1 protein-coding gene is annotated in these 235 nt (G+C 48.1%); it reads left to right on the plus strand.

The features are described from left to right. Positions 1-235 (plus strand): hypothetical protein (locus E1189_RS24125; RefSeq protein WP_230459780.1); only part of this gene is annotated, 235 nt, incomplete at both ends.

The following is a 235-nucleotide window of genomic DNA, read 5'->3' on the forward strand; positions in this document are numbered from 1 at the left end:
CCAACGCCAATTATCAACTTTTATGACCAAGTGATTCAAAGAGCCCATGCACTGACAGGTCTCAGTGACAATGATGAAGATGAGCGCGACAGAGCCCCGGATAATCTTTACCGCTTCACAATAGATGTTCAACAATGGCGCCACTCTTTAGCCACAGCCAGTGTCGACGGGTTCACACTGTATTGGCTTGCTTTCAATAACCCATTCCGGTGGCTGGATTCCAATGACCCTATGG

The sequence above is a fragment of the Parendozoicomonas verongulae genome, assembly GCF_009711465.1.
GTDB lineage: Bacteria > Pseudomonadota > Gammaproteobacteria > Pseudomonadales > Endozoicomonadaceae > Sansalvadorimonas > Sansalvadorimonas verongulae.